Origin of the sequence: Ornithinimicrobium sp. (assembly GCF_030537745.1) — a bacterium.
Lineage (GTDB): Bacteria > Actinomycetota > Actinomycetes > Actinomycetales > Dermatophilaceae > Ornithinicoccus.
In genome coordinates this window covers 15,069-37,289 of the sequence record NZ_JAUNVI010000008.1, presented here as the reverse complement: position 1 = coordinate 37,289, position 22,221 = coordinate 15,069, and the positions used below count along the sequence as shown (strand labels likewise).

The following is a 22,221-nucleotide window of genomic DNA, read 5'->3' as shown; positions in this document are numbered from 1 at the left end:
CCAATGTCCACTCCCAGCACTCTTGACGACGCCGCCCTCCTCGTGCGGGCGTTGCGCAACCTCACGCCGACCCTCCCGCTGCTCACCGAGATCGGTGATCTCTTTGCAGCTGCCGGGCAGGAGGTGGCGCTGGTCGGCGGTCCGGTCCGCGATGCCTTCCTCGGGCGGACCTCGCCAGACCTGGACTTCACCACGTCAGCCTCACCCGAGCAGATCGAGGCAATCCTGACCGGATGGGCGGAGAAGACCTGGGACATCGGTCGCGCCTTCGGGACGATCGGTGCGCGCCGGGGCCATCGCACGCTGGAGTTCACCACCTACCGGGCGGACGCCTACGACGCCGAGTCACGCAAGCCGGTGGTGGCCTTCGGGGACAACCTGGACGAAGACCTGGTGCGCCGCGACTTCACCGTCAACGCGATGGCGCTGCGGCTGCCCGACCTGACGTTCGTCGACCCCCACGGAGGTCTGGCTGATCTGGCCGAGAAGGTCCTGCGGACACCGCATACCCCCCAGATCTCCTTCAGCGATGACCCGCTGCGGATGATGCGGGCGGCCCGGTTTGCGTCGTCACTGGGTCTGGTTCCCTCCCTCGACGTTCTCCACGCCATGTCAGGTATGGCGAGCCGCATCAAGATCGTCTCCGCCGAGCGGGTGCGTGACGAGTTGGTCAAGCTCATCCTGGGGCAGCATCCCCGTGCCGGCCTGGAGGTCCTGGTGGAGACCGGGCTGGCTGCGGAGGTGCTCCCGGAGCTGCCGGCGCTGCAGTTGGAGGTCGACGAGCACCACCGCCACAAAGACGTCTACGAGCACAGTCTCACCGTGCTCGACCAGGCTATCGGCCTGGAGGACCCTCCGGAAGCGACCGGCGAGGACGAGGTGCCCGGTCCTGACCTGGTGCTGCGCCTCGCCGCCCTGCTGCATGACATCGGCAAGCCGGCGACGCGCCGGTTCGAGCCGGGTGGGGGCGTGAGCTTTCACCACCACGAGTTGGTCGGTGCCCGGATGACCCGGGTCCGGCTCAAGGCGCTGCGCTTTGACAAGGACACCGTGAAGGCGGTCTCTGCGCTGGTGGAGCTGCACCTGCGCTTCCACGGCTACGGCGCGGGAGAGTGGACGGACTCTGCCGTGCGTCGCTATGTCAGTGACGCGGGCGATCTCCTGGGCCGGCTGCACAAGCTGACCCGCGCCGACTGCACCACGCGCAACCGCCGGCGCGCGGCCCGCCTCGCCGCGAGCTATGACGATCTCGAGCGGCGGGTGGACCGCCTGCGTTCGGAGGAGGAGCTCAAAGCGATCCGTCCGGAGCTGGACGGCAACCAGATCGGTGAGACGCTGGGCATCACTCCGGGGCCGGTCCTCGGCCGTGCCTACAAGCACCTGCTGGCCTACCGGCTCGACCAGGGCCAGGTCGGGCAGGACGCGGCGCGGGAGGAGCTGCTGCGATGGTGGCTGGAGCAGCCGGAGTCGGGGGATGGCTAGGCATCGGCAGAGCGCACGCTCCCGAGCTGGAGAGTCCTCCCAGGACGCCCGGCGCGCCCGGGCCGCTCAACGCGTATGGTGGCCTGCGCTGGCGTCGCTGCCCTGGGTCACCGTGGTGCTCGTCGCCCTAGTCACGGTGCTCGGGGTCGTGCTGGCTGGACCGGACACCTACGCCTCGACCGCCACGATCACCAACACGACCGACCACGTCGGCCAGCGGGCCGCGGTCGCGCTCACGGCCCTGGACCTCGAGCCCCGGGTCGAGCAGGAGATGGAGCTGGACCAGCGACGGCGGGGAGAGGTCCGCCTGTCCGTGGACCGGATCCCGCAGGAGCACCTCATCCTCGTCTCGGCCCGCGCGAACGACCCGCGGCTCGCGGCGCTCGCGGCCGACACGGCGGCGGCCCTGGTGATCTCGCAGTTCCCCGGCGAGCTGGACCTGTCCATGGCCGCCCCCGTGCCGACGGCCGCTGAAGGTCGCCTCTCGGGCTGGTGGATCGGTGCGGCCGCGGTGTCCCTGACCGTGGCTCTGCTCACCGAGCGACGGCACCGGAGGTGGGAGCAGCTCGCGACCCAGCCCGGCGCCCCAACCCAGGTCGCCGCGTGAGCCCCCTGTCCGCCTCCACCCGCGGCGGCCGCGTCGACCAGCAGACACCCGGCCCCGACACGGAGGCGCCGCTGACCCGAGCCCGCCTGCGAGCCCTCCGAGCAGCCCGGCACGCCCTGCAGGTGCCACCGATCCGTCGAGACTTCCGCACCGACATCGAGGGCATGCGCGCCATCGCGGTGATCGCGGTGATGCTCTGGCACGCGGGGGTCAGCGTGGTGCCGGGCGGTTTCGCCGGGGTCGATGTCTTCTTCGTGGTCAGCGGCTTCCTCATGACCGTGCTCCTGCTGGAGGAGGGTCGTGCCCGCGGACGGATCGACGTGCCGAAGTTCTACGCCCGCAGGGCGAGGCGGCTGCTGCCCGCGTCGTTGACCGCGCTCCTGGGCAGCACCGTGCTGACGTTGGCGGTGCTTCCCCGCACCCGGTGGGCCGACATCGGCGCAGACATCCTGTCCTCGGCCGCCTATGTGGTCAACTGGCGCCTCGCGAGCGGGGCAGTCGACTATCTGGACGTCTCGCGCGCGCCCAGTCCGGTGCAGCACTACTGGTCGCTGGCGGTGGAGGAGCAGTTCTACCTGCTCTGGCCGCTCTTGCTCCTCGCGCTCCTGGTGCTGGCCAGCGGCCGCGCCAAGGTCTTCCTGGTTGGCTCCTGGGTCCTCACGCTGGTCCTGCTGATCGCCTCGCTCGGGATCTCGTGGTGGTGGACGCAGGTCTATGCAGCGCAGGCCTACTTCGTGACGCCGACCCGCATCTATGAGCTCATGCTGGGCGCCGTCGTGGGGTTGGGCGCGCTGCGGTGGTCCTCCATCCCCCGCTGGTTGATGTTTGCGCTGGGCTGGTTGGGGTTGGGCATGGTCGTCGCCTCGATGTTCGTCATCAACGCTGACATGGCCTTCCCCGGCACCGTGGCGCTGCTGCCCACGGTCGGGGCGGCGCTGGTGCTGATCGCGGGCTTCCGCAGCAACCGCTTCGGTCCGGACCTGCTGCTGCGCGCGCGGTGGATGCAGTGGGTCGGTCGGATCAGCTACAGCCTCTACCTGTGGCACTGGCCCTTCGTGGCGGCGGCGGCCTCGCTGGCGGGCGTCGGCCGGGGCGGTCCTGAGACGTTGCCCGTCCACTGGGGGTTGCTGGCGGTGGTCATCTCGATCGTGCCGGCATGGCTGTCCTTCAGGTATGTCGAGGACCCTATCCGGGTCCGCGGGCGGCTGCTCAGCCGTGCGCTGGGCCCGGGCGTCGCGACCCGCAGGACCTTGCTGCTGGGGATCAACTGCACCCTCGCTGGCGTGTTGGCGGGGATGGTGCTGCTCTTCAGCGCGCCACCGTCGGCCACCACCGACGCGGTGGCCTGGCGCACCCCGGAGCTGGTCGATCAGTTTCGGGCGCCGGTAGGGGCCGGGATGCTCTCCCCCGAGGACCTCGCGGGCGCCTTCGATGATCAGCTGCTAGCGGGGTCAGACCTCGGGGAAGGAGCGCAGGGGATGCTCCCCGCGCCCGCGCCGAGCCCCCGGCCAGACCCACCAATACCCGACCAGCTGGGCACCCTCGCCATACCCGTGGAGCAGGTGCCCGACGACCGTCCCGTCAACGAGCCCGAAGGTTGCTTCATCGGGCTGGCTCAGAGCAAGCCCGGCGTCTGCCGCGCCGGCGACCCTGACGGGGACGTGACGGTCGCCCTCTTTGGGGACAGCCACGCCGGTATGTGGATCACCGCGCTCGACGAGATCGGCCGCGACCGTGGGTGGCGCGTCCTGTCGATCACCAAGTCTTCCTGCCCTCCGACCGAGGAGCTGACCTTTGCGCGTGACGCCGGTCCGGCGGGCTACCAGCAGTGCCAGGCCTATCAGCCGCGCGCCTGGGAGCAGCTGATCGACAGCAAACCGGACGTGGTCGTGTTGTCCTCGGCGGCCTACCGCGTGTCGGGGGGGACGATGGCAGAGGCGCTGGCCCGGCGGGTCGACGGACTGCGGGCCGCCGGCATCATGCCGGTGCTGATCCGGGATGTCCCACGCCCCGACTTCGACGTGCCCGAGTGCCTGCTGGCGCACCCGGACAAGGCGAGCGCCTGCGCCTTCGACCGGGCGGAGGGACTGCAACGTGCCGGCACCGGGCAGGGGGAGCTCGAGTCCATGCGGCCGGGGCTGCCGATGATCGATCTGACCGAGGCGATCTGCCCCGGAGCGCGCTGCTCCCCGGTGCTCGGGGACGTCGTCGTCTGGCGCGACACCAACCACCTGTCGGCGACCTATATCCGCTCCCTCACCGACCTCGTCGACGAGGCACTCACCCCGTGGGTGGAGCTCAGCCGGCTCCCGGCACCCGCTGGATCGACGCTGCTGGAAGGTCGGCGGATCGGCGAAGAGTGATCGGCAGAGCGTCCCCGGCAAGGTCGGATCTCCTGCGTGGCTCCTCCCAGATCCGCCACAGGATCCAGGACCACGCCGCCAGCCGGAGGACGATCACCAGGGCGTAGGTCTCCCCAGGCAGGCCACGGCCCGGGTCAGAGGCGAAGGCGATGTGCAGCCAGGTCATCACGAAGTGCAGAGTCTCCGCGGCGGCCCACACCAGGTGCTCCCACCATGGACGGGCCGACAGCGCGAGCAATGGCAGCACCCACAATCCGGACTGCACCGACAGCGACTGTGCGGATAGCACGACCACCAGCATCATCAGGGCCGCGACCTGCTGCTCCTGCAGCCGGCGCCACGCTGACCGGCGGACCACGACGGCGCCCAGGATGAGCGCGCATGCCCACCCGGCCGACGCGATCCAGGCGCTGGGACCGTACGGGAGCCCGCTCAGCTGCGGCACCATCTGCAGCGCGCCATACCCCGCGCCCTGTCCCCACCAGCCACGGACGGCGGTGAGCGACTGCGGCTCAATCGTGACCAGCGGGACCAGGACGAGCAGGACTCCCAGGAGGCCACCGACGACCACCTGGGCGGCGCGCATGGCTTCTCCTCGACGCCACGCCAAAAGGGCGATCGCCGCCAGAAAGACGATGGGGAAGGGCCGCACCAGGCAGGCGAGTCCCAGCAGGACCCCAGCCAGCCAGGGTCGGTCTCTTCGCCAGGCCCACAGGCCGATCATCGTCAAGGCCACCCCGAGGAGGTCGGTCGAGACCAACGCCAGGGTGACCAGCACCGGGCTGGCGCCCAGTTGGGCGGCCTGCCAGGGGCGACCAGGCTGGAGCGCGACGGCGGCGACGATGGCGGCCGCCAGGAGGAAGACGGCGATGAGCACCCAACCGATGAAGATCGCCTGCTGCGCGTCGACCCCCTGCCCGACCCGTGGGGACACCTGCGCGAGGACCCACATCACTAGCCCGGACAATGGTGGCTGGGTGGAGGGTGTGGACCCCACCCAGGGCAACTCTCGCAACGCCAGTGACGAGCTCACGTGCGTGACGGGCAGGTCGGAGTAGCAGGCTCGCCAGAACTGGCTGGGCGTGCTCCACCCCTTCATCAAGCAGTGGCCCTTCTGCCACACGCCCAGGGCGAGCATCGCGGTCCCCAGCGACACCAGGGCGATCGCGACGCCGAGCAGGCCACGACCCCCGATCACGGCATACCGCCCGACGGGTCCGCCGATGATCCTGGTGGCCCTGGCCACGACGGGGTCGGTCCACGACGGCACGACGTAGGGGACGTCACGCCGCGTGCGCTCGCGAGGCACCGACGTCATGACAGCCAAGAGTAGGTGGTGCTCAGCCGGTCGGTGCGGGCGTGCTGCCGTTTCCCTGCCCCGGGGGTTCATTTCCGGGGGGACTGTTGCCTGGGCGGGGGGGTGGGGGCTGGGTGGGTGGGGGGATGGTTGGTGCGGCCGAGGTCGGGGCCGGCGGGGGGGGGGCGGGGGGGGACGGCTCGGGGGTAGTGGGCTCCGGAGCGGTGGGCTCGGTGGTGGTCGGCTCCTCCGAGGTCGTCTCCGTGGGCGCGTCGGAGGTGGTCTGCGTCGGTTCGTCCACGGTGGTGGGCGCCACGGTCGCCGGCCCCTCGTCGATGACCGGTGGTTGCGTCTGCTGCGTCACATCGCCGACGCCGGCGCGCTCGGGGAAAGCCTGCACCGGCTCGTCCTCCATCGCCCGACGCATGAACTCTCCCCATACCTGAGCGGGGAAGGAGCCACCGGTCACCTGGTCGACGCCGCCGATGTCCTGCATCGGCACCGTCCCGTCTCCCTTGTACATCACGACACCGGCTGCGAGCTGGGGGACGAAGCCGTCGAACCACGCGGAGACGTTGTTTTCGCTGGTGCCCGACTTGCCGGCGCTGGGCCGACCGAGGTCGCCGGCGGTGGTGCCCGACCCCTGCGTCATGACGTAGGTCATCGCGTCCGTCACGTCCGCAGCCACGTCTGGATCAATGCCGCGGGCGGTCTCTGGTGTGGCCTCGAAAATCGACTCGCCCTTGGCGTCCAGCACCTCGGAGACGAGGTATGGCGTGGCGCGCTCACCCTGGGCTGCGATGGTCGCGTAGGCGTTGGTCATCTCGACCAGGGTGGGGCTTGCCGTGCCGAGCACATTGGTCAGGTCGGTGCCCAGGCCAGGGGTGTCTTTGGGCAGCCCCAGGTCGAGGGCGGCCTGGACCGTCTTCTCCGGACCGATCTGCTCGTTGAGCTGGACATAGATGGTGTTGACCGACTCGGCCAGCGCCACCCGCAGGTCCAGCGTGCCGAAGGAGAGGTCGCGGAAGTTGCGGACGTCCACCGTGCCACCGTCGTTGCCGAACGTCATCGGGCTGGGCCCTGAGAAGGTGGACAGAGTGCTCACGCCGTCTGCGACCGCTGCCGCAAGGGTGATCGGTTTGAACAGCGAGCCGGCCTGCACCTGGGCGTCCGTCGCCGCGTTGAGCTGGGTCTTCTGGAAGTCGTCGCCGCCATACATCGCGGTGATCGCTCCGTCGCCGGGCCGGACAGCAGACAGCGCCATGGTGATGTCGTCGGCACCCTGGCCCGTCGGTCGAAACTCCTTGATGGCAGCCTTCGCGGCGTCCTGGTGCGCCTTGTCGATGGTCGTGGTGACCCGCAGTCCACCAGAATCGATCTGGGCGTCCTCGATCCCGAGCACCGATCGGAGGTCCTCGCGGACGGCCTGCGCGACATAGCCGTTGACCCCTTGGACCGCAGTCGCGGGCGGTGTCTTGGCGATCTTGGGGAAGGTGGCGGCGGCGCGGTCAGCGGCGGAGAGCCAGCCTTCGTCGACCATCCCGTCCAGCACATAACTAACCCGTGCCTGCGCCCGTTCCTTATTTCCTTCGGCGGAGTCGGGGTCGAACAGCGACGGGGCGTTGGTCACTGAGGCGAGGAAGGCGCCCTCGGCGACGGTCAGGTCCGCGACATCCTTGCGGAAGTAGGCGCGGCTGGCAGTCTGGATGCCGTAGGCGCCGCGGCCGAAGTAGATGGTGTTGAGATAGTTCTCCAGGATCTGCGACTTGGTCTGCTCGTTATCGATCTTGACGGCGATGAGCAGCTCCTTGACCTTGCGGTTGAGGGTCTGGTCGGTGTTCAGGTAGTAGTTCTTGACGTACTGCTGAGTGATCGTCGACCCGCCCTGCAGTCCGCCACCAGTAAAACTGCGATAGGCCGCGCGGGCTGTTCCAGTGATCGAGACCCCCTGATTCTCGTAGAAACTGCGGTCCTCGGCTGCCAGCACCGCCTTCTGCACGTGGTCAGGCACGTCGGTGAGGGCGACGTCCTCCCGGTCGTAGCCTCCGGTGAATCGCGCTAGCTCGGTGCTCCCGTCGGCGTAGTAGAGGATCGTGCTCTGCGCGTCAGCGAAGTCGTTGGGTGCGGGCAGCGAGGTCCGTGAGTAGGCGATGGCAAAAGCCGCCGCCAGGCCGGCGACGGCAGCCAAGCCGAGCGCCAGCAGCCAGATCAGGACGCGGCGAAGTCGACCTGACCTTCGAGCGGGACGACGGGCAGCTGCGCGGGCCTCGCGGCGGGTCGACGGAGGGGAAGTCTTGGGGCTCACCGAGCCATTGTGCCCGCAGACGCTGGGCAGTTTCTGGACCTCACCGGAATCTGGAGGGGTCCAGCGGTGTTGTGCAGGGGTGGTAGGCGCCCGCTCTGGGGCGACCGCAGACATTTCATCCGCACGAAGGAGTTCGAGTCAATGACATCGATACGGGTAGCGATCGTTGGCGTGGGCAACTGTGCCAGCTCACTGGTCCAGGGGGTCGAGTACTACAAGGACGCCGACCCGCAGGCCACCGTCCCTGGGCTGATGCACGTCAAGTTCGGCAACTATCACGTCAACGACGTCGATTTCGTCGCCGCTTTCGACGTGGACGCACAAAAGGTCGGGTTGGACCTTGCCGACGCGATCGGGGCGAGTGAGAACAACACCATCAAGATCGCTGACGTGCCACCGACTGGCGTCACGGTGCAGCGTGGACCGACCCTGGACGGCCTGGGCACCTACTACAGCCTGACCATCGAGGAGTCTGACGCCGACCCGGTCGATGTCGTGCAGGTCCTCAAGGACGCACAGGTCGACGTGCTGGTCTCCTACCTGCCTGTCGGCAGCGAGGAGGCCGACAAGTTCTATGCCCAGTGCGCGATCGACGCGGGCGTGGCCTTCGTCAACGCGCTCCCCGTCTTTATCGCCTCCGACCCGGAGTGGGCGGCCAAGTTCGAGGCAGCAGGCGTCCCGATCGTCGGAGATGACATCAAGAGCCAGGTCGGCGCGACCATCACCCACCGCGTCATGGCAAAGCTCTTCGAGGACCGTGGCGTGGCCTTGGACCGCACCTTCCAGCTCAATGTCGGCGGCAACATGGACTTTAAGAACATGCTGCAGCGGGAGCGGTTGGAGTCCAAGAAAATCTCCAAGACCCAAGCGGTGACCTCCAACCTGCACCAGCACATGGCGCCTCGTGACGTGCACATCGGCCCCTCCGACTACGTGCAGTGGTTGGACGACCGCAAATGGGCCTATGTGCGCCTCGAGGGTCGGGCTTTCGGTGACGTGCCGCTGAGCCTGGAATACAAGCTCGAGGTCTGGGACTCCCCGAACTCGGCGGGCATCATCATCGACGCGATCCGCGCGGCCAAGATCGCCTTGGACCGCGGCCAGGGTGGACCGGTCGTCAGCGCCTCGGCCTACCTGATGAAGTCCCCGCCGGTGCAGCTGCCCGACGAGGAGGGTCGCGCCGCGGTCGAAGCGTTCATCCGCGGCGACATCCCGGCCTCGGCGGAGAGCACGAAGTCCACCGACGCCAGTGTCGTGGCGGAACAGATCGGCGTCTAAAGCCACTTTTGGAACGCCGAGGTCTCTCCGACCGGTGCCACACTGGTGCCATGTCGTCCCCCTCTCGGCCAGTGCGGCTCGACTCCCGGCGGGTCCTCTTCGTGGCCAGCGACGTGGAGTCGCTGGAGCGGGTCGCCGGGTGGGATCGGGGATCGCCGTGGTGGCCTTGGTCGGTGGCGCTCATCTGCGAGGCATCGACCCCGTCGACGAACATCGACTTCGTGCCTGTCCTCGCGCGACCTGTCGACGGCTGGCGGGCCAGGCTGCGCCTCATACCTACACTCGCCCGAGCGGCAGCTATCTCAGCACGTGTCCATGCTCCTTTCCGGCTGGTCTGGGCCGTCAAGCGGAGCCGTGCGCTGCGTGAGGAGCTGCTCGACGCGCAGATCGTCTGGAGCCTGGATCCTGCTGCGGCGGCAGCTCTAGGGGCAGTGGATGAACTCTTGGCCGATCGTGCCGTGCTGGGACCCGTGCAGTGGTCCGCGGCCCAATCCGATGTCGCTGCGCTGGAGGCGATCCTTACCGGCCTGCTGGAGGACCCGCTTTGCGCCGCTGCAGACCGAGTGCGCGCACCGAACGTGCCGTCCTCGTTGCGGCCGCTCGACGCCGTCGTCGACGCGTGCCACCAGTCTCGCGGTCGGCACGGTCTGATCCAGAGTGAGCACGTCGTACTCGATCTTGACTCCGCCGGCTGGCCCCCAGCCGAGCGACTCACTTCGGGGCTCGCCGCGTGCGCGGCCGCTGCTGATCTTTCCCTCGGACTGATTGACGGTGAGGCCGTGGACAACGCCCAGTTGGCCCGGATTGTTGACGCAACCCTGGACGGCGCAAACACGGCCCTTGCAGCGGGACTGTCGATGCGCGCCCTCAGCAGGCTCGGAGACGCGATGTCACTGCTGTTCCATCGGGCTCGCCACAGCGAGGTGTCGCAGACCCCGTTGGTTGACGATCCGGAGTCCTTCCTGAGCTCCCTCGTCCGCTCGGACACCTTCCGCGAGCTCCTGCCCCCCTGCCGCGAGCCGGGACCGGTGCAGAACGTGGAGGGTCCCGACCGCCCACAGGGACGGCGGCAGCGGGTGCTGGTCGTTACCGGCGCCTACGGCCAGTTCCACCGAGGTGTAGTCGCGGCGTTGGAGGGAGTCGCCGAGGTAAAAATCCGCGACTACACCCGCAAGCACCCTCACCTAGGTCGCAAGATCCTTGACCCCACGACATTGCCGAGGCTGGCCGCGTTGCTGAGCTCCATCAACCGCGGTGGAGGGGCCTTGGCCGACGAGGTCGGCGCGCAACTGCAGCAGGAGGCCCAGGAGACCAGGGAGGGGATCGGCACGATGCTCGCGTGGGCCGACGTCGTCTTCAGCGACTGGGCCGACCCAGCCACCGTGTGGGTTTCTCACCTGTGCCCACCGGACGTACGCCTGATCCTGCGGATTCACGCACTCGATGCTCTGGATCCTTGGCTGCATCTGGTCGCATGGGACCGGATCGAGCAGGTGGTCGTCGTCAGCCAAGCCATGCGAAGCGTGGTGATCGACCTGCTTCGCTTGCACGGGGTGAGTGTCCCCGTGGAGGTCCTGGACGTCGTGACCTCACTCAAGGAAATGGCTCGCCCCAAAGTGGCCGACGCGCCCACCACCCTGGGGATGATCGGGTGGGGGAGACGAGTCAAGGACCCGCTGTGGGCGTTCGATTTGGTGGAACGGGATCCGAATTGGCGTCTCGTGCTGATCGGGCCGGGATTCAAGGACGACCCGGGGCCGATGACGGCCGACTACGTCGAACTATTCCGGGAGCGCCTGGCGTCGCCGGCTCTGCGCGACAGGGTGCAGATCGTCGGACCCTCCCGGGACGTCGCCGAACCCATGCGCCAGGTGGGGATCATCTTGTCCACGAGCCTCCGAGAGGGCTGCCACCTCGGTCTCGTCGAGGGCGCCGCGTCAGGGGCCGTTCCGGTGGTGCGCAACTGGCCAATGCTCGCTGCCCGCGGGGGACCGCGCACCCTCTATCCGCCAGAATGGGTGGTGGACGATCTCGACGCTGCGGAGCGACGCATCCGGTTAGTGACCCAAGAGGAGCGTTGGCCGGAGGAGTCCAGGACGGCGGTTGAGAACGCCCTCAAGCTCTTCCACCCTGATCGGGTAGCGCAGGACTATCGCGACCTCATCCTGGGACAGCGCCTAGCACCTACATGCCTGCGCCACGACCGACGGCGAGACTGAGCGCATCAGTAGCCTCTGCGATGTCTAGTCCGGGCAGGCTCGATCGGACGTGCTCGCGCTCGTCGTCGTTCAGAAATGGTGCGAGCACCCACTGGGGGCGGGTGGACCAGAGCTCGTACACCAGGTCTGAGATCCCGAGAAGGTCCTCGGGCAGGAGCGAGTGGCCCGGCTCGACGACGGCGGGCGTGAGCCAGACCTGGACCTCCCGCACATCGACGTGGCAGTCCTGCCCCGCAACCAGGGGAAGGGCCCCCGGGTCGACGAGTGCGAGCAGGCCGACGTTGACCCGATCGATTCGGGAGACTGGGACCAGGTGCGGTCGGTGCACGACCTTATCCAGCCAGGCCGTCATCACCGACGGTCGCGCTGCGCTCTGGGGGACGGGCAGTTCGTGGTGCCACCACCCGGTCGGAGAGTGGGGTTGCCCCGCTGCGCCGATCATCGACTGGAGCCAGACCATCGCCGACGAGACCTGCTCCGTAGAGAAGTTGCCGAGGTAGGTGACGGGCAGGTCCGTCTGGATAATCCTCTCGCCCTCCAATCCACGGACCCAGGAGGGCGGCACTGCGAACGGCAACGCGTCGAGATCGCCTGTGGTGATTCGAACCTCACCCTCGGTCTCCCGTTGGGCCGCTAGCCTCCGATGCCAGGCCATGAAGGCGTCCCGGAAGTTCAGTCGGTCGGGCGCGAACCAGGAGTAGGTAAAGTCACCGCGCGACAGCGAACCGGAGCGGAGTCGGGTGATCGCTAGGGGCGTACGAGTATCCGCGATAGGTCCGGCGAGGGCTCGAACTCGGTCGGCGAACTCGGAGTCTGCACCCTTGCGGATGGGCAGGAAGCCGCCCAGCTGCTCGAGGACCGTGCGACGGACCAAGAGCGAGGAGGCATTGGCGCGCATAGGTCGATAGCCCAGCCACTGGTGCGTGAGATCGTCCTTGGCGCGGATTGCATGACTGCGACTCATCGGTGCCGACTGCTCGTGCAGGACCGTTACCTGGCGCTCGATGCGTGAAGGGTGGGACCAGTCGTCCGCGTCCTGGAAAGTGATCAGGCTGCCCGTGGACTGGTCGATGGCGGCCGCGCGGCAGCGGTAGGAGCCACCGTTCTGAGGCATCGAGATCAGTCGGGCTCGGGGATCCAGGGCCACGGCCGCCGCGAACAGGTCGGCATAGTCGGGACCTGATGCGTCGTCGACGACGAGGATTTCCAGGTCGGCCCAGGTCTGTCGGCTGATGGAGCGGATGGAAGTGATCAACCCGCTGTCCGGTCGGTAGCAGGGCATGATGACCGTGACGAGTTCCCCACCGACGCAGCCGGGCGCGGCCCCCTTGACCGCCAACAGGTCGAAGGGGGGCAGGCCATCGTGGGATTCCTGCGTTACCACCGGGGCCAGGCCGGCCTTGACGAATACGGCGCTGAGGCCCTTCGTCCACGGGCTAGCGTCGGCAGGGGCGGGCGCTGTTGCCGGGTGGGGGGTGAAGGGATTAAGCAGATCCGTGCGCAGGTAGTGCGCGACCTCCCACTTCAGCTTGTCGAACGAGGGCAGCCACCGGGTGAGCTCTGCGTGATCACCCGCGAGAAACATCGCCTGAGCACCCACCAGGTGGTGCTCGGCCCCGAGGCCGGCCATCAGACCCTTTTCGCACAGGGCCGTCGCAATACGGGAGGCGCCAGCCATCTCGTCGACGTTCCTCATCATTCCCGCCCACGCCATGCCGACACAGCCGAGGGCACGAGCCCGTGAACCGGAGAGATAGGCCGCCGGCACACCGTCCTGGAGAATGAGACGCAGTAGGGGTGCTGCTCTTAGCCTGCCTCCCGTGACGACAGATACGAGCGCCTCTAACGCGGGTAGCGACTTCATCCGGAGCGCCTGGTAGGCGAGGTTCTCCGGATGGGCGCCGTCCCATCCCCTGCGGAGCCGCCAAGTTAGCCAAGGGTCGGATAGGCGTGGCGCGGTGATGTGGGCCCTCCTGGGAGGTGGTCGAACTGGGCGGAGAACACAGATGCAGTGCGAGACTCCTGAGGTACAGTCAAACACTGTTCGTCAGCCGGTCGGTCATTCGGCACGCGGCTGTAGAGGAGAAAGGAACCTGGGTGGGCGCTCGCCTCCTCCCGACCGTGGGCGCTCTGATCGGCCTGTCCCTCGGGGGACTGTTGGTCGTGGGGGTGGTGCTTGAGATATGGGTGCTCGCTGCTGCTGCAGGGGCGCTTCTTGGGGCCGCCATCTTGGCTGTGCAGGTCGACACCTTGCGTCGGACCCGCAGCCTGCGTAACTTCGTCCGCGATGAGATTCGCCGGTCACTGGCCGATGGGGCTCAACGGGCAGCGGTAGAGCCGATGGTCACTCAGGAGGACGTGGTCGGCGCGGTGCGTCTACTGCAGGCCCAATACACAGGCCGGCTCGACCGGATGCAGCGGGGGATTGACGACGCGCTTGTCGAGTTGGCAGCTCAGCGCGTCGACCGCAACGAGCCGTGAGCGTGGACCACCATTTCCACGCGACGACCCAGGGGGTAGCTGCCGATCACGCGAAAGTCGCGGCACGGCGACCTCGAGCCTTGGTCAGCACTGCGCTGCGAACAAAGTCCCGATATGCGCGAGAGATCCTGGCCGAGGTGGCCTGGCCAGGCCACGGTCCCGCAGAGCTGGAGGCCTGGGCGGCGGACCCTGCCCACCGACTGCCACCAACAGACAGCGATGCCCGAGCGGTGGCGGACTACGCCAAGGTCCTCGCCCTCCAGCTCGAAGGCGAGTTTCGCAACGCTCGCTTGATGCTCGACCAGTTGTCCCGTGCTGCTGAGTGGGCCACGCTGCCGCGGGACAAAGTAGAACTGCTGGCCCAACTCCGTTTGCTGGATGGAGACGTCAACGGAGCTCTCCACCTCGTGGGGGACGAGAGGGTCCGCCGCGGGGTGGCTGCTTCGATTCGTGCGGATGCCCTTCACCCCCGGCTGGCTGGCGACACTGATCGGGCCGACTGGGCGTCTGCTTTCTCGCGGGCTTTGCACTCGCAGCGTTTGGCCCCGTTCGAGGCGCCGGCACGGGACAAGATGCCCAACCTCGACGACCTTCGGGTCGAGCATCGGCCCGCCGTCGAGTCCCCCCTGCGAGTCACGGTGATCATGAGCACCTTTCGCCCCGGTCCCTCGCTGCTCACCGCGGTCTCTTCGGTGTTGGCCCAGACCTGGGCCAACCTGGAACTCTTCGTGGTCGATGACGCCTCGGGGCCGCATGACGGGGGGGCGTGGGATGAGCTTCTGGACCGCGTCGAGGCCATGGACGAGCGTGTCACGCTCATCCGCAAAGCCGTCAACGGCGGCACTTACCGCGCCCGTAACACGGTCCTCAGGCAGGCGAGTGGTGACCTGGCGATCGTGATCGACTCCGACGACTGGTGGCACCCGCAGACCCTGGAGGTCTGCGTCGAGCCCTTAGTCAACGACCCTGGTTTGCTGGCGACCCGCGCCCAGGGTGTCCGTGTCACTCCAGATCTCGTGCTGACCCGCCCGGGTTACGACCCGCGCTTCCCCTCAGCCGCGACGGTGCTTTTCCGGTTGCGTCGGGTGGTTTCGCGAATCGGCTTTTTCGACCCCACGCGCAAAGGCGCCGACACTGAGTTCACGCGTCGACTGGTCGCCTCTTTTGGTCAGGTCGTGCTTGATATCGAGGAGACGACGACCATCCTGCGTGCCGGCGATGGGACGCTATCTGCCGAGGAGTTCTCCCACGGCTGGCGACATCCTGCCCGGCATCAGTACAAATCCATGTATTCGCAGTGGCACCAGCAGATCAGCAGAGGTGAGAGCGACCCCTACCTCGACCCGGACCTGCCACGTAGGTTCCTGGAGCCCCGTCGGTGGAGCCGTGCCGTTGAACCTTTGCTTGCTGCACCAGCGCACTTCCACCTCTGCCTAGCTGGTGACTGGCGAAGGGACGGCGGCCCGCAGCGCTCGATGCTCGAGGAGATCCGCGCGGCGCGCGAAGGTGGTCTGCGGGTCGCGGTCATGCACCTCGAGGCGCTGCGGTTCATGACCAACAAGGACCAGGTTTTGTGCGCGCCGCTCCTGGAACTGATCCAGGCGCGGGAGGTCGAGTGGATCCACGCCGACGACGACGTCGACATCGACGTGCTGATGATTCGTTATCCGCCGATCCTTCAGTACCCGCCCTACCTGACGCGCTCTGTCCGTGCTGCGAACGTTCTGGTGATGGCGAACCAGGGGCCGCTCGAGCTCGACGGCAGCGACCAGAGGTATGTCGTGAGGGACGTCTCCGCGCGGACGCAAGAGACCTTCGGCGTCACTCCGCGCTGGGTTCCGCAGAGTCCGACCATCCGGCGAATCCTCCAGCAGGAGGACGCCGAGGTGTCGCTCACAGACTGGGACAGCCCCGGCCTGATCGACGTCGATAGTTGGTCGGTTCGACCGACGGGGCACCCCGGCGCTGACGGGCGACCCATCGTGGTAGGGCGTCATTCGCGCGACGACCGGATCAAGTTCCCAGGGTCGTTCGAGGACCTGCTGCGTGGCTACAGTTTCCCTGACAGCTACCGGGTCCGCATGCTGGGTGCCGCGCACACGGTGAGCAGGCTTCGGCAGGAAAATGGTCGGTCTGCCCCGCCTATCCCGCCGGCTTGGGAGATCCTCCCCCATCGGGACGAGGACGTCCGAGAGTTCTTGTCTGGGTTGGACTTCTTCCTGTATCTGGACAACCCGGACGCTCACGAGGCTTTCGGCCGGACGCTGCTGGAGGCCGCTGCCAGCGGGGTGCTGGTGATCGCCCATCCCAAGCACCGTCCCACCTTCGGAGACGCCCTGGACTATGCCAAGCCAGGGGAGGCGCAGGCGCTCATCGCCGCCTACGTGTCGGACCCGCAGGGGTATGCCGCCCGCGTGGAGAGCACGCGCGCCGCCGTCCGCGAGCGGTACGGACACCAAGGTTTCGTCCATAAGCTGGCCCGGATGCTCTCCTCACGCGCGGGAGCAATCAAAAGTGAGGCGCCGGTGCAGGAAGCCTCCATGGCAGACGTGCGGTTGACCTTCTCCTGCGGTGGAGTTGTCAGGCTGCAGGCAGGGTCGGGCGTGGACGTGGAGCGCCTTGTCTTGAGGTCGGCGGCAGATGCCGAACGGGCCGACGGCGCGGTCATCCTGCACCACGGTCTAACCCCTGAGACGATCCGCCCCTGGCTACTCGGAGGGTTGGCCGGGATCAGCGAGCCCTCGTGGTCCCCCGCGAGGCTCGTGTGCACTGCTCCCGAGGGGGTGCTTGCGGTCCTCCTGGACCGGGACGGTCTCACGCTCGCCGCGGGCCGCGGCGCGTGGGAGGGACATGCAGAGGACGAGGAATTGTGTCGCCTGGCGGGTGCTGAAGTGCAGGAAGGATGGTCGACGCTGGCGTGGTGGAGCGCGCGTCCCCCACGGGAGTTGGTGCTGCGGCAGGTCAAGCCGCCTCAGTCGTCGTCCACCTGCAGCAGCGGCGCGTCCCGCAGCACCCGCGCATAGAGCGCCTTACCGACCCGCTGCTCCTCGGGCAGGCTCAGCATCACCTCGAGCAGCCGACGGTCGTTGAAGGGCGGCAGGATCCGGTGGGAGAGGTCCCCGTCCAGGAACTTCGTCCATCCCCAGCGGCCCATCCGCAGCTCCCAATAGAGGACGTCGTAGTGGCTGTAGCCCAGGAGCCGGGCGTCGTCCAGGTGGGCGTGCTCGAGATAGTCGGCCAGGAGATCGACATACCTGGGCGTGGAGGCAAAGACGCTGCCCAACCAGATGCCCGCAGCCTTGGCGGGTGTCAGCGGATCGGTGCTGCGGTCGCGCCGGAAGACGGTGCCGATCTCGCCCCCGTTGCCCTGCACCTCGAAGATGTCGTGCGGGAGGTCGGCCCACATCGCGTGCGCCGCCCCGTGAGACAGAGGTCGGACCGGGTGGGTCGCGTCGTGGATGCGCCGGAAGGTGGTGCCTTTCTTGGCCTGCCGCCAGCGCAGGACTCGATGCCGTAGGCCGGTCCGGTGCGCCAGGAGGTTGGCGACGAAGACGTCACGGATCGCTCCACCCGTGGGGTCACGCTCGACGTCGCGAGGGTTGAGGTAGGTGAAGGCACAGCTCTGCTCGGCCGTGGCAAGGTCCAGGTGCGCGAGGGCGACGCGGCAGTCGAGCCCGCCAGTCAGGCTCCAGGCGAGCGGGCCGAGCTCGGCAAACAACGCCAGTTGCCGGCGCATCCGGTCGGCGAACTCCGCGTGCACCGCCTCCAGGTCGCCCTGCTCCACGCGCGGCTCGAACGGCCAGTAGCGTCGGTGCGTCACCGTCGGTTCCTGGGTCAGCTCGAAGGTCAGCAGACAGTTGGGGACGACCTGCGCGACGCCCTCGAAGCAGGTCACCTTCCCCGGGAGATAGACCACGCCCCGGGGATGCAGCTCGCGGATCTCCTGCTCCAGGCTGGCCAGGCGCGGCTCGACCGGCAGGTCGTGGGCGAGCGCCACCAGGACGTCGGAGGAGGCGAAGGTCACCCCATCTGTGTCGTGCGTGTAAAAGACCGGCTGGGAGCCCATCGCGTCGGTGAGCACCGTGCACCGTCCACCGGAGACGAGCACGGCGGTCCACCGGCCAGCCAGGTATGCGGCGCTCCGCACCGCGAGGTCGTGCCCGTTCTCCAGCCCGAGCAGGTCGCGCAGCCGGTCGGCGATGGCCGCTGCCCTGGTCGTGTGCAGGTCCACGTCGACCGGGTGACCGAGCAGGATGACGATGTGCGTGGCACTGGCGTCGCTGTCGTCTCTCGACACGGTGACCACGGTGCGTGGTGCCGTCCGCAGCCATAGCGGACCCACGCGCAGGCAGGCCCACTGGTCGAGGAAGCCGGGGAGCTGTGGGGATCCCGTGCTGGAGAGCAGATAACCGTGGCCGAAAGCGCCGTCGAGGACGGCTGCCACCGCGTCGTCGGGTATGTCGTAGCGCGACCGGTCCAGCTCGGTCGCGGGGACCGGGAACGGCCGGGTGGAGGGCGACGCACCGGGCAGGGTCGCGGATCGTGAGCGGTTGCCGGGCAGCAGCCGGTGACGGCCCCGGACTCGGCGCCACACCGCACCAGCGGGACTGCGCGCGAGCCGGCGGCGAGCGTCGCGACCGAGCTGACGCAACTCCTTCACCGCACTTCCAGCTCGGCAGGAAGGCGGCGTCGAAGCTGCTCCAGCACCGCGACGTCGAGCGGTCGCAGGTGTCCGTCCTCGGTCAGCGCCAGGTGCCACAGCTGGTAGTGGTCGATGAGCGAGGCGAGACGATCGCCGGCATAGTCTGACCAGCTCGGCCAGGTGGGCGCGGCGTCGTCCCACTGCGCCGCCGAGGTGAGCACCTCAAGGACATAACCGTGCTCGCGCGCGGGGCCGAACGCCGCTCTGTCGAGGATGAGCAGCGGCCGGAAGGAAGCCAGCTCACGCTGTCGAGCGGCCACCTCCTCGATCAAGGCAGCCACGCTCGCGTCGTCCAGGCCGAGGCCCACCACCCCGATGATCGGCAGCCGGTTGACGTCACTGCCCTGCAGGTAGCGGCCGCCATGGAACGGGACGTCGATCTCGCCGACAGTGGTGCCGGGGACGAAGATGCGCCAGGCCAGGTCGGTCAGGACCGGGTTGCGGCGGACCTTGGGGAGCAGCTCGTGCAGTGCCCAGTCGTAGCCGGGTGCCCGGCGGACCAGACGTGCCAACGTCTGCTGACGGCGTCGGGTGCGGGAGGGCAGCGTCATCGTGCTCGGCTCCTCTGGTGGGCGCCAGCGTCAGCGAGCTGGAGGATCGTGGCCGCCGCTTGCGCCGCCCCGTTGCCTGGGTCGTCCGCCTGGGCGCGCGCGGCGAGGTCCGTCCCTCGGGCCAGCAGCTCGTCGATGACGGCCTCGGCCCGGCCCCCGGTCAGGGTCGGGGTCGAGAGCGCCCAGCCCTGCTCGTGGGCGTGTCGAGCGCGCGCGCCTTGGTCGTCCAGGGAGGTCTGGTCGTTGGGGACGAAGACCGTGGGGACACCGAACCGCAGGGACTCGTGGAAGGAGTTGTAGCCGGCTGCGGCGACCACCTGGTCGAAGGCCAGGAAGTGCTCGGACAGCGGGAAGTGGCGGACCAGGTGCACGCCGTCCCCGGAGTAGGCGCGCTCGGCGATCGAGGGTGCGGTCACGCAGACCCCGATGCCTCGACGGCGAAGAGCTGCTGCCGCGGCGCCGACCTCGTCATCGGTGTCGTTGATATTGCCCGCGCCCAGGGACACCAGGGCAAGCGGACCGTCCGCCGGCAGCCCCAGGGCGGCGCGGGCCGCCTCGCGAGGGGTGAGCTGCTCCGGATCCACCAGGGTCACCGGACCCACGCGGAGGGCGTCGGTCGCGGAGGCTGTCTCGCCACGGTCGGCCGCGAAGGAGAGGTCGCCGGGCTCGATCACCGAGTCGAACCAGCCAGCCTTGTCCAGCTGTGCGGCGTTGCGCCCGGGCCGCCACATGCCCCGCCGGGACCAGACCGACCGCGTCCGTGGATGGCTTTCCAAGGCCTTGTCCAGCCCTGCGTAGGGATGGGTGCCGTCGAAGACGAGCACATCGGGATCCACTCGGTGCAGGATCTCGCTGACGCGCTCCGCAAACAGCGTGCGCCAGAGCGCAGGGCGGAGGCCGCTGGCGCCCTGGCTGGGCAGATACTCCCACTCCAGGCCCTCCTGCTCCACGACCGGCACCGCCTGGGACAGGGACAGCACCCGGCAGGTCACCCCTGCCGGGAATCTCCTGGCGTAGGCGAGCAGCCGGGTGAGGTGCCCCATACCAGCGCCGTTGCTGGAGACGAGAAGCACTGAAGGGGCTGCGGGCATGGCTCGATCATGACATGTGACGTTCACCTGCTCATGGGTATGATGACCGCGCGCCAACGTCGAGGTATTGCTGGGACAACGCAGTGACCGTCAGTCGGTGCGCGAGCACGGGAACAGCGCCGGACGACCCAAGGAGTTACCCACATGGCAGTTGATGCCGTGATCATCGGACAGGGCTACGTCGGTCTCCCGCTGGCGCAGGAAGCGACCCGGGCAGGTAAGAAGGTGCTGGGCTTCGATATCAACCAGGGCCTCATCGACGACCTGAACGCTGGCCGCTCGCATGTCGACGACCTGTCCGACGCAGACATCGCGGAGATGATTGACGGCGGTTATGAGGCCACCACCGACCCCTCCCGCATCGGCGAGGCGCAGGTCGCGGTGATCTGCGTGCCCACCCCGCTGTCGCAGGAGGGTGGGCCGGACCTGACGGCGGTGGAGGCAGCTGTCGACGCGATCGCCGACACCCTCCGGCCGGGCATGCTCGTCATCCTGGAGTCCACGACCTACCCCGGCACCACCGACGAGGTCGTCCGACCCAAGTTGGAGGCAGGCGGGCTGGTCGCCGGCACGGACTTCCACCTGGCCTTCTCCCCGGAACGGATCGATCCGGGCAACGAGAAGTTCGGCGCGAAGAACACCCCGAAGGTCGTCGGCGGACACACGCCGGCGTGCGGAGATGCGGCAGCCGACTTCTATGGCGCCTTCGTTGACTCCATCGTCCGGGCCAAAGGCACCCGTGAGGCCGAGGCGGCCAAGTTGCTGGAGAACACCTATCGCCACATCAACATCGCGTTGGTCAACGAGATGGCGCGGTTCTGTCACGAGCTGGACATCGACCTGTGGGACGTCATCGACGCCGCAGCCTCCAAGCCGTTCGGTTTCCAGGCGTTCTACCCGGGCCCCGGCGTCGGCGGGCATTGCATCCCGATCGACCCCAACTATCTCTCCTACAACGTCCGTGCGCGGCTCGGCTACCCCTTCCGTTTCGTCGAGCTTGCCCAGGAGATCAACTCCGGGATGCCCGCGTATGTGGTCTCCCGCGCCCAGGACATCCTCAATGCCGAGGGCAAACCGCTCAAGGGTTCTACCGTGCTGCTGCTCGGCGTAACCTACAAGCCGAATATCGCCGACCAGCGCGAGTCCCCAGCGGTGCCGCTGGCCACCCACCTGCTCGCCAAGGGTGCCACGGTGCAGTTCCATGACCCGCACGTCGCGACGTGGCGCGCCGTGCCCGAGGCCAGCGCCGTCACCGACCCGGCCGAGGCGGCCAGCCGCGCGGACCTGACCATCCTGGTCCAGAACCACCGCGACTACGACCTTTCGGCGCTGGCCGCCGCCGCCCAAGTCTTCTTCGACACGCGCGGCAAAGTCACTGGCGGGGAGAAGGTCTTCCGACTGTGACCACAGGTGTCCCCGAGGGGGGCGCCCTGCCGACCCTGACCCCACAGGAGGCCGAGGCGCTGGCAGCCCAGCATGGCCTCGAGCTCGTGGGTCAGCGCCCGTCCTTCGGGGCCTACCTCCGGGACGTCTGGCGCCATCGGCACCTGATGTTGGCGATGGCCAAAGGTGACTTCGTGGCCGCGCACCAGGACAACTACCTCGGGCTGCTCTGGTCCGTGATCAACCCGATCCTGCTCGGTGTCTCCTACTTCCTGATCTTCGGCCTCCTCATCGGCACCCGGGCCGGTATCGATAACTTCATCAGTTTCCTCACCATCGGGTTGTTTACCTTCATCCCGATCTCGGCGGCCATGACCTCCGGCGGAAAGTCGGTGCTTGGCAAGACGGGGATGATCCGGTCGCTGAAGTTTCCCCGGGTGCTGCTGCCGATCACGGTGATGC

Annotated in this window: 15 protein-coding genes; 9 read left to right on the top strand and 6 right to left on the bottom strand. The window is 68.2% G+C overall.

Annotated features, from left to right (window positions below; genetic code table 11):
* Window positions 1–3 precede the first annotated feature (3 nt).
* The 3 genes from Q4P07_RS03275 to Q4P07_RS03265 are packed head-to-tail and all read left to right on the top strand — an operon-like array spanning window position 4 to window position 4,452.
* A complete protein-coding gene (locus tag Q4P07_RS03275; RefSeq protein WP_303373466.1) occupies window positions 4–1,482 on the top strand; it encodes a CCA tRNA nucleotidyltransferase in 1,479 nt (492 codons plus the stop codon).
* Window positions 1,475–2,089 carry a hypothetical protein gene (locus Q4P07_RS03270; protein ID WP_303373465.1) on the top strand — a complete coding sequence of 205 codons (615 nt, stop codon included), beginning with the start codon at window positions 1,475–1,477 and terminating at the stop codon, window positions 2,087–2,089. Before Q4P07_RS03275 ends, Q4P07_RS03270 begins: the two co-directional genes overlap by 8 nt.
* Entirely contained in the window at window positions 2,086–4,452 is a 2,367-nt protein-coding gene (locus tag Q4P07_RS03265) for an acyltransferase family protein (protein ID WP_303373464.1), read from the top strand. Before Q4P07_RS03270 ends, Q4P07_RS03265 begins: the two co-directional genes overlap by 4 nt.
* Here Q4P07_RS03265 and Q4P07_RS03260 read toward each other — a convergent pair.
* The gene (locus tag Q4P07_RS03260; protein WP_303373463.1) at window positions 4,388–5,770 is read right to left on the bottom strand and encodes a glycosyltransferase family 87 protein; all 1,383 of its coding nucleotides are present in this window, start codon (window positions 5,768–5,770) and stop codon (window positions 4,388–4,390) included. The two genes, Q4P07_RS03265 and Q4P07_RS03260, sit on opposite strands and share 65 nt — an antisense overlap.
* 22 nt (window positions 5,771–5,792) lie before the next feature.
* On the bottom strand, window positions 5,793–8,054 hold the full coding sequence (locus Q4P07_RS03255; protein WP_303373462.1) for a transglycosylase domain-containing protein: 2,262 nt from the start codon (window positions 8,052–8,054) through the stop codon (window positions 5,793–5,795).
* Between the two features lie 141 nt (window positions 8,055–8,195).
* Between Q4P07_RS03255 and Q4P07_RS03250 the strand changes: the two genes are divergently transcribed.
* Together Q4P07_RS03250 and Q4P07_RS03245 are read left to right on the top strand one after the other, a co-directional pair.
* Entirely contained in the window at window positions 8,196–9,332 is a 1,137-nt protein-coding gene (locus tag Q4P07_RS03250) for an inositol-3-phosphate synthase (protein ID WP_303373461.1), read from the top strand.
* Window positions 9,333–9,382: 50 nt separating this feature from the next.
* Entirely contained in the window at window positions 9,383–11,551 is a 2,169-nt protein-coding gene (locus Q4P07_RS03245) for a hypothetical protein (RefSeq protein ID WP_303373460.1), read from the top strand.
* Here Q4P07_RS03245 and Q4P07_RS03240 read toward each other — a convergent pair.
* On the bottom strand, window positions 11,517–13,247 hold the full coding sequence (locus tag Q4P07_RS03240; protein ID WP_303373459.1) for a glycosyltransferase family A protein: 1,731 nt from the start codon (window positions 13,245–13,247) through the stop codon (window positions 11,517–11,519). The genes Q4P07_RS03245 and Q4P07_RS03240 overlap by 35 nt on opposite strands.
* Before the next feature lie 401 nt (window positions 13,248–13,648).
* Here Q4P07_RS03240 and Q4P07_RS03235 point away from each other — a divergent pair, with 401 nt between their 5' ends.
* Together Q4P07_RS03235 and Q4P07_RS03230 are read left to right on the top strand one after the other, a co-directional pair.
* Window positions 13,649–14,032 carry a hypothetical protein gene (locus Q4P07_RS03235; RefSeq protein ID WP_303373458.1) on the top strand — a complete coding sequence of 128 codons (384 nt, stop codon included), beginning with the start codon at window positions 13,649–13,651 and terminating at the stop codon, window positions 14,030–14,032.
* A gap of 2 nt (window positions 14,033–14,034) precedes the next feature.
* Entirely contained in the window at window positions 14,035–17,055 is a 3,021-nt protein-coding gene (locus tag Q4P07_RS03230; protein WP_303373457.1) for a glycosyltransferase, read from the top strand.
* On the opposite strand, the gene Q4P07_RS03225 is transcribed toward Q4P07_RS03230, so the two are convergent.
* Genes Q4P07_RS03225 through Q4P07_RS03215 form a run of 3 tightly spaced genes read right to left on the bottom strand, consistent with a single transcriptional unit; the run spans window position 17,004 to window position 20,376 of the window.
* Complete coding sequence (locus Q4P07_RS03225; protein WP_303373456.1) at window positions 17,004–18,692, bottom strand: hypothetical protein; 1,689 nt, start codon at window positions 18,690–18,692, stop codon at window positions 17,004–17,006. The two genes, Q4P07_RS03230 and Q4P07_RS03225, sit on opposite strands and share 52 nt — an antisense overlap.
* Window positions 18,689–19,285, bottom strand: a complete 597-nt coding sequence (locus tag Q4P07_RS03220) for a hypothetical protein (protein WP_303373455.1) — start codon at window positions 19,283–19,285, stop codon at window positions 18,689–18,691. Before Q4P07_RS03220 ends, Q4P07_RS03225 begins: the two co-directional genes overlap by 4 nt.
* A complete protein-coding gene (locus Q4P07_RS03215; protein WP_303373454.1) occupies window positions 19,282–20,376 on the bottom strand; it encodes a glycosyltransferase in 1,095 nt (364 codons plus the stop codon). Before Q4P07_RS03215 ends, Q4P07_RS03220 begins: the two co-directional genes overlap by 4 nt.
* 144 nt (window positions 20,377–20,520) lie before the next feature.
* Between Q4P07_RS03215 and Q4P07_RS03210 the strand changes: the two genes are divergently transcribed.
* On the top strand, window positions 20,521–21,780 hold the full coding sequence (locus tag Q4P07_RS03210) for a nucleotide sugar dehydrogenase (protein WP_303373453.1): 1,260 nt from the start codon (window positions 20,521–20,523) through the stop codon (window positions 21,778–21,780).
* On the top strand, window positions 21,777–22,221 hold a 445-nt coding region (locus Q4P07_RS03205), incomplete at its 3' end, for an ABC transporter permease (protein WP_303373452.1). The genes Q4P07_RS03210 and Q4P07_RS03205, both read left to right, overlap by 4 nt.

Coding starts and splice junctions, on each gene's coding strand:
- Q4P07_RS03275 (WP_303373466.1), top strand. CDS start 4: ATGTCCACTCCCAGCACTCTTGACGACGCCGCCCTCCTCGTGCGGGCG.
- Q4P07_RS03270 (WP_303373465.1), top strand. CDS start 1,475: ATGGCTAGGCATCGGCAGAGCGCACGCTCCCGAGCTGGAGAGTCCTCC.
- Q4P07_RS03260 (WP_303373463.1), bottom strand. CDS start 5,770: ATGACGTCGGTGCCTCGCGAGCGCACGCGGCGTGACGTCCCCTACGTC.
- Q4P07_RS03250 (WP_303373461.1), top strand. CDS start 8,196: ATGACATCGATACGGGTAGCGATCGTTGGCGTGGGCAACTGTGCCAGC.
- Q4P07_RS03245 (WP_303373460.1), top strand. CDS start 9,383: ATGTCGTCCCCCTCTCGGCCAGTGCGGCTCGACTCCCGGCGGGTCCTC.
- Q4P07_RS03240 (WP_303373459.1), bottom strand. CDS start 13,247: ATGAGGAACGTCGACGAGATGGCTGGCGCCTCCCGTATTGCGACGGCC.
- Q4P07_RS03220 (WP_303373455.1), bottom strand. CDS start 19,285: ATGACGCTGCCCTCCCGCACCCGACGCCGTCAGCAGACGTTGGCACGT.
- Q4P07_RS03215 (WP_303373454.1), bottom strand. CDS start 20,376: ATGCCCGCAGCCCCTTCAGTGCTTCTCGTCTCCAGCAACGGCGCTGGT.
- Q4P07_RS03210 (WP_303373453.1), top strand. CDS start 20,521: ATGGCAGTTGATGCCGTGATCATCGGACAGGGCTACGTCGGTCTCCCG.